Below are 7,176 nucleotides of genomic sequence, written 5' to 3' on the forward strand. Positions count from 1 at the left end.
CTCATCTCCACTCTCTGATGGTTACGATGAGCCTGAAATCCTCCGCTACGCAATCAACCTAGTCTGTTCCATGGGTGCTGATGGCGGACATTCACTGTGTTTCTTAAAAACATCACCCATCAATACATTCGAGTAGCGTCAGGTTCACACATGCGAACCACATAATAACATTGGACTTCAACATGCTCAGTCACTTTAAGGTTGTCAAAAATGCGCATATTCAGCTCAGTTGTTTTTGCGATCATTTGCACTCTTGTGGCCACTGCATCAGTTCCAAGAAGCAGCATTGCCCAAACCTGGGACATCGCGTCCCAGCACTCGGTCAGCGGCGTAACGGTGTATGATGCGGATGAGCTGTTAACTTTTGCCGGTCAATTGGCCTTCAATCGGTCTGGGCGCATCACAGCGGTGGAGGTCGCATCAACGATTACTCAGATCTACCGAGAAGACGGTTACTTCTTGGCTGAGGCCTGGCCCGGTCCCGATGGGCAGAGCATAATTGTTGATGAAGGGCGCATTCAAACCATCGAAATTGAAGGCGTAGATACTCGCACGTTCCAAACACTAGAGAAGATTTTTCAGCCCCTCACCACCGCATATCCAATAACTCTCAAACGATTTGAGCGGGCGGTTATGCTAGCCGAGGACATACCCGATTTGGACGTGTCGACCGAACTTGATTACCCGGATCAGGCTGTTGCTCGGCTGAGAGTATTGGGAGAACCTCTGCGCAAACAAGCCGGTAGTGCGACACTAGACAACCCTCCGCGTGAGCTTGGGGAAGCGCTCAGTTTCTATGTCGTACAAGAGTTTTATTCGACACTGACCGTTGGGGATCTGCTGCGATTTGAGGGTTCAGGCAATTACAATTGGGACAAAGACGATGAACACTCTTTATGGGGCGCTCTTACCTATCGCACCCCGCTGAACAGTAATGGTCTGTACGGTGAGATCTTCTACGGGAACATAAACGCAAAACGTGACCTCTCAGGAAATTTTGCGAGAACAGATATTGACGGCGAGAACTTCACCGTCGCGATGGGTTACCCCGTAATCCGAGATGTAGCCCGATATGGATACTTTCTGCTGGATTATCGCCTTTCAAAAGCGGACTCAGTCAGTGGCGGCGTTCCATTATCCAGTGACGCGAGTGTCGTTGGCCTTACTTATCTTTACGGGCAAAACTATCCAAAGGGACAAGCTCTGGAAGCGGGGCTAACCTTATCTTTTGGCGATAATGACAATGAAACGACAGATGCGAATTTTGACGACGGGGACTCTTCGTTCTGGCATCTACGAGGCGGCATCGGATACGAAAGCCCACTAACGGGCTTGTCGCCCAACACAGCTTGGCGCACCGAGATCTGGGGGCAGTACACAACAGACCGGCTGCCCTCTGTCGAAGAGTACTTCCTTGGTGATCGCTACGCTTTGCGCGGATATCGTTTTGACGAAGTGGATGGTGATTCCGGGATTTCCGCGATTTTCGAAGTGTCTCATTCCTACTTCCCCAGTTCCCAGAGCATACATCGCTTAACGCCCTTTGCCTTTTTCGACGTGGGTTACATCTCGAACAATGACCCTGCGAGTTTCGAAGTTGATAATGCTACACTGGCGTCGACAGGTCTGGGTTTGGACATTGAGTTTAAGCAAAATCTATTCCTGTCCGGATATGTCGGTGTCCCTTTGAGAGACGGCCCTTTGACCGACTCTGGCGATCCTGGCGCGTATCTTGCTCTGACAACAAGTTGGTGAGGATGTTATGAAACTGAACCGAATTGCTGTACTTACCGCAACTTGTCTAATTGCAGAACTGGCCGCTACTCAGGTCTTTGCCCGCGGAAATCACTACGGGTGGTGCCGAGGCGTAGGGAACCCACACCAGTCGAGCCAAGGGTGCGGGCAGGCTGGCGGGCAAGGGGCAGGTAATCAAGTTACTGGTCCAACTCAGCCGGTGGCAAATCAATTGCCGCCTAAGGGAACGCAGCAAACGCCCACGTCCGTTACTGTTCCAGTCCTTGCGCCGGGCGCGGTCCCGAACGCAATTCCCGGTCAGGTTCCTATTGCGACACCGATAGCGGTTCCTGGTCAGGTTCCCACGCCGGTAGTAGCGCCGACCCTAACTCCGCCTCTGGCACCAAACGCGACACCAAACCGGGTTCCGACAGCTGTTCCAAATCAGGTTCCGCCATTGGCTACTGGTCCCACCGCGGTGCCCCCGCAAGTTCCGACTGCAACTCCCAATCAAGTTCCGGTCGCTACCCCTAGCCAGGTTCCGCCTCAACCCACCGGCCCAACAGCGGTGCCGCCACTTGTGCCCACCGCAACACCAAACCAAATACCAGTCGCAGTTCCTGGTCAGGTCCCACCTCAGCCCACTGGACAAACTGCTGTGCCACCGCTCGTCCCGACTGCAACACCAAACCAGATTCCGGTCGCAGTGCCCGGCCGTGTTCCGCAACCCAGCGGTACTACGGCGACACCACCGCTTGTCCCAACCGCAACCCCCAATCAGGTTCCAACGGCGGTTCCTGGCCAGGTTCCACAGTTGACACCAAAACCGACGGCAACTCACGTGGCCGTCCCAGGACATCCGAAACCACAAGGCGTCGTGACAATCATGCGCCCAAAGCCGAGGCCGACAACCGGTACTGTCCAACAACCTGGCAAAACACAAGTGACCCACCATTTAACCCACCAAAGTAATGCGAAGAAACACGATCACGTCGCAGCAACACCTGGACGACATGACCCGCACGACCTACCGAGGTTCCGCAACGCGGCGGCCAAGGAAGACTGGGAATGCGTTGCCAGCGGATTTGGACAGCGCCGGTATGATGCTGGGCGAGGCGTGTTGCTGAACAACGGAGCGTTGCGGCACCTCGGAAACGTGGACGCAATGGCACGCGATGTACCGGCACGACATCCAAAACACTCTGGCTGCATTATTTCGGTCAAACGAAAGCAGCAGTAGCGCCAGTCTGGTAAAGGCACATCTTGAAACCTTAGAGGAATTCTTCCGAGTGGGAAGCTGGTTTCCGACCAAGGTTAAGCTGAAGAATAGACATCAACCGAAGGTGTCATCGCTCAGAAGGTTAATGAGGCATAAAATATGCCTTTCTGAGTGCTGTTTGGGCATCCGGCTCGGATCATCGGATGCCCCAAAAAACCGACTAGGAATTTCGCAAAAAAGCGAAACCTCTACGAGAAGGAGTCCTCCATGAGTGCTAGATTGGTCCTTCTGCTTGCTGCCGTTGGCCTCGTGCCAATTGCGTTGTCATACGGTCTGATGCCCGGCAGTTCGATCCCAGTTTTGCTGGGATTTCCGGTGGAAGGGACGAACCAAACCCACGTGTTCCGAGCGATTATGGGTCTTTACCTGGCAAACGCATTGTTCTGGTTGGCGGCCGCTTCGAAACCAGAATTACAACGCCCCGCGCTGTGGGTTCTATTTTTGTTTATGTCGGGACTGGCCGTTGGACGCATACTAAGCATTCTTATCGATGGAGTTCCGAACGGGATACTTCTATTTTATCTTGCGGCCGAGATAGCTTTTGCAGCTCTGGCGGCGGTTTCGCTGAAAAAAGTACGATGAAACAGGAAGTGGTAAAATGCTGAGGTTTTTGTTCGTTCTCTCGATGGTTGCGACTTCATCTGTGTCGACATCCGCTCTGGCACAATCGTCAACCATCCAGACTGCGGTGGACGAAAACTTCTTAGCGGTTGAGACTGTCGTTGCCAAAGCGGGAGATACTCCAATCGCATCGATAGATCACGCGCGACTGGCCAAAGCCGAAGGCGTAGAAATGCCAGCGTCTCGTGTACTCATTTTTTCTGATCCTGAGATAAACACGCCAATTCTGGAAGAGACCGTGCGAGCAGGTCTGGACCTTCCTTTTCGCGTACTTTCCTTCGATCAGGATGGTAACCCACAGATCGCTTACACAGACTCTCAATTTCTCAAAGTGCGGCATGGTCTGAATGACACCCAAGCGTTAAATGCATTTGAGAGCAAGATGCTCGAAGTTCTAAACGACTTGGATGCAACACCAGCGCCAACCAGCGGATTGTTTGCCGACTATGGGGTCATCGAACTGCAAACTCTGCTCAGCGTACCAGAGGCAGTCGAACGTCTCAGGACAGCTGTGATGGGGCAGGACGATACTGTGTGGTTTGGGGAAATCGATTTTGCGACCGAAGCGTCCCAACTGGGGGTGGACCTGCCGGAGGCGGTACTTTTACTGTTCGGCGGACCAGCACCCGGTGGCGTAGCTATGGCGGGCTTTCCGGCAATTGGTTTGGATGCCTTTTGCCAAAAACTACTAGTTTACGCGAATGAAGAAGGCGGCTCCGTAGTGATTTTCAATGACATCGCTGCCTTGGCGGAATTGCACTACGGTTCTTCAGACGAACCTCATTACGGTTTGAACAAACGGCTTACCTCAACATTTCGCACTGCAATTGAGTAGCCGCTGGTTGGAAGTCACAATTTTTCTGAATTGCTATATTCCGTATTTAGCTGCCCATTCTGGGCTGGGTACAGACCATCTCTACACTTAAACCCTAACGGCAATTTGCGGGCAATGTTGCCCTGGGCGCGAGTATACAGTTTTCATTCCAAAACAACGCAGCACAGCCTTGACCATACTTAGTTGCACATTTAGTCAAAATTGATCTGCCCGCTGGGACGGCCCGGCCAAGCAAGGGCGTTTTTTCAGGACGACCTGGCAAATTAGAGGTCGAACATGACAACTAAAACCAAACAAGCCAGGAAACTGATCGAAGGTAGACCTGCCCTGATCGTAATCGACATTCAAAAGAGCACGTTTATTGATGACAGCGAAGTACGCTCCATCGATAACATGCCGGGCTACAAAGAGCGCATGATCGCTGCGCGCGATTTGGTTGACGCTGCGCATGACAACAATGTGCCCGTCATCTTCGTTCAGGAAGTCCATCGTCCCGATCAGATCGACTTCGGCAGGGAACTGGATGGTGACGAAGACATACACTGTCTCGAAGGTGATCCACGTACGGAAGTTGCAAAAGATGAGATGGGATATCGCAAAGGTGACTACATCGTCTCGAAGCGACGGTATTCTGCGTTTTTTGGAACCGATTTCGAAATCCTGCTGCGCGGTTTAAAGGTGGACACACTTTTGTTGTGCGGCGGGCTGACAGATGTTTGTGTGCACTACACATTCGTCGATGGCCACCAATCAGACTACTTCTGCCGCGTTGTAGAAGATTGCGTTGGCGGGTCATCTTTTCAAGCCCATGAAGCTGCTCTCAAAGCTATGGAGTATCTACAAACCGGCGCTGTTCAGAGCAGAGAAGCAGTGATCAATTCCATCTCGTCGCTCTAAGTTGCAATTGAACTGTTAGTACCAGTTGGGGTGCATAATTTTTAGGGTGCAGCAACGGGTGGAGTTTTTTGTCGCCAGAACGCCTTGGACTTGCCCATTTGATGCAGAAGGTATCGACACTTTCAGTGCTAACCTTTGAGTTTTCGATTATAGACCTTCAAAATCTGGATTGCATCGTAATCCAGCCCTTGGTCCGTATAATGCGAATATGACAAGAGATGTTGAAGCAAACGCTCAGAAAATCGCTGATGCCCTGACCTCTGCCCAGCAGATATCTAAACTGTCTTCAGAGGCAGAACAGCTAACGCTGGATGACGCTTATTCGATTGCAAGACGCGTCCGAAAGCTTCAGGGCAAAAAGAGAGTTGGTAGAAAAGTCGGCTTCACGAACCGCGCGATTTGGCCTGTTTATGGTGTAGATCAACCCATTTGGGGAGAGGTTCACTCAGATGGGCTGTTTTCGACTGATCAGCCGGTAAACTTGGCAAGGTATTCAGAACCGAGAATCGAGCCAGAAATCGTACTTGGCCTCGGCGATGCGCCGACGGCTGAAATGAACAATGAGCAGTTGGCAGGTTGCGTGGATTGGGTTGCCCCGGGATTTGAAATTGTTCAATCGATTTATCCCAACTGGAAATTCTCGGTCGAAGACTCAATCGCAGCACAAGGATTGCACGGCTGCCTTGTTCTTGGCGACAAAATCGAGGCGACGCATGATGTCTTGACCGGCTTGGCCGAAGTGCCTCTAGCATTGTTCAAGGGCACCGAGGCCATCGAGTCCGGCAAGGGTGAAAACGCGCTCGGTGGCCCAATTGAAGTCCTGGCTCATCTTATTTCTCTGCTCTCAGACGCCGACCAGCTTCAAGGAGGCGAGCTAGTCACAACTGGTACTTTGACAGACGCATGGCCAGTGTTTCCGGGCGAACAATGGTCAGCGGGCTTTGGTGGTGTCATGGACACCGAGCTGTCGGTGCGATTTACATGAGGCTGTAATAGAGTTGTGACGCCTACTTCACCAAAGAAAAGTTACTCTCAATAGCTGGGCGCGATAGTCTTCCACTGATTTCATCAATTCTGGAATGCAAATTATACGATGCTATCCAAATCAGATTACATGATGTTTCTCAGGCACCCCGCCTGGCTATGGATCAAGAAACACGCCAGGCATCTGCTGCCGCCGATTGACCCTTCATTGCAAGCGCGTTTTGACGAGGGGCACGCGTTTGAGCCATATGCTGAGGAGCTATTTGGTGATCTCGTTCGCCTCGGTTTTTCAGATTTTTCAGAATACCAGGCTCTGCCCGCGCGTACTTTGGAGGCTTGGAGAAACGGTGCAAACGCAGTGGCGCAGGGACGCTATGAAGATGGAACCATAACTTGCATCTCCGACATCGTGAGCCGCAGTGGCGATGGGTACGTTCTGACAGAGATCAAGAGCGGGACATCTGCAAAGCCCGAACACACTTTTGATCTCGCATTCCAGCGTGTCGTGCTTGAGGCAGCGGGGTTCCCCATTGCGCGCTGCGAAGTGGCACATGTGAACCGTGATTACGTCAGAAACGGCGAAATCAATCCGCAAGAGCTTGTCAGCATCACTGACATCACGGATGCGGTGACTGAGCAGCTCGAAAAAACACGCACGCGTATCGATCAGGCATTGAGCGTCGTTGCCAGCGGTACGATGCCTGATCCGTCCCCTGAAAGTGCGCGCCTTAAATCCTGTCCGCCATCAGCACCCATGGAACAGACTAGGTTGATTGCGTAGCGGAGGATTTCAGGCTCATCGTAACCATCAGAGAGTGGAGATGAG

The 7,176-nt window shown here is 52.2% G+C and carries 6 protein-coding genes; all 6 read left to right on the top strand.

Annotated elements, in window-relative coordinates:
* Window positions 1-210 precede the first annotated feature (210 nt).
* The gene (locus ACR0AM_RS21195) at window positions 211-1,755 is read left to right on the top strand and encodes a ShlB/FhaC/HecB family hemolysin secretion/activation protein (RefSeq protein ID WP_480623950.1); all 1,545 of its coding nucleotides are present in this window, start codon (window positions 211-213) and stop codon (window positions 1,753-1,755) included.
* 1,477 nt (window positions 1,756-3,232) lie between these two features.
* Complete coding sequence (locus tag ACR0AM_RS21200; RefSeq protein ID WP_480536490.1) at window positions 3,233-3,595, top strand: DUF4345 domain-containing protein; 363 nt, start codon at window positions 3,233-3,235, stop codon at window positions 3,593-3,595.
* 16 nt (window positions 3,596-3,611) lie between these two features.
* Window positions 3,612-4,469 (top strand): DUF302 domain-containing protein, encoded by an 858-nt coding sequence (locus ACR0AM_RS21205; RefSeq protein ID WP_480623951.1) that lies wholly within the window; start codon window positions 3,612-3,614, stop codon window positions 4,467-4,469.
* A gap of 276 nt (window positions 4,470-4,745) precedes the next feature.
* The gene (locus ACR0AM_RS21210) at window positions 4,746-5,366 is read left to right on the top strand and encodes a cysteine hydrolase family protein (RefSeq protein ID WP_171106045.1); all 621 of its coding nucleotides are present in this window, start codon (window positions 4,746-4,748) and stop codon (window positions 5,364-5,366) included.
* A gap of 208 nt (window positions 5,367-5,574) precedes the next feature.
* Window positions 5,575-6,351 carry a 2-keto-4-pentenoate hydratase gene (locus ACR0AM_RS21215; RefSeq protein ID WP_480623952.1) on the top strand — a complete coding sequence of 259 codons (777 nt, stop codon included), beginning with the start codon at window positions 5,575-5,577 and terminating at the stop codon, window positions 6,349-6,351.
* 129 nt (window positions 6,352-6,480) lie between these two features.
* On the top strand, window positions 6,481-7,131 hold the full coding sequence (locus ACR0AM_RS21220; protein WP_480623953.1) for a hypothetical protein: 651 nt from the start codon (window positions 6,481-6,483) through the stop codon (window positions 7,129-7,131).
* Window positions 7,132-7,176 lie beyond the last annotated feature (45 nt).

It is taken from the genome of Ruegeria sp. AD9, assembly GCF_056542305.1.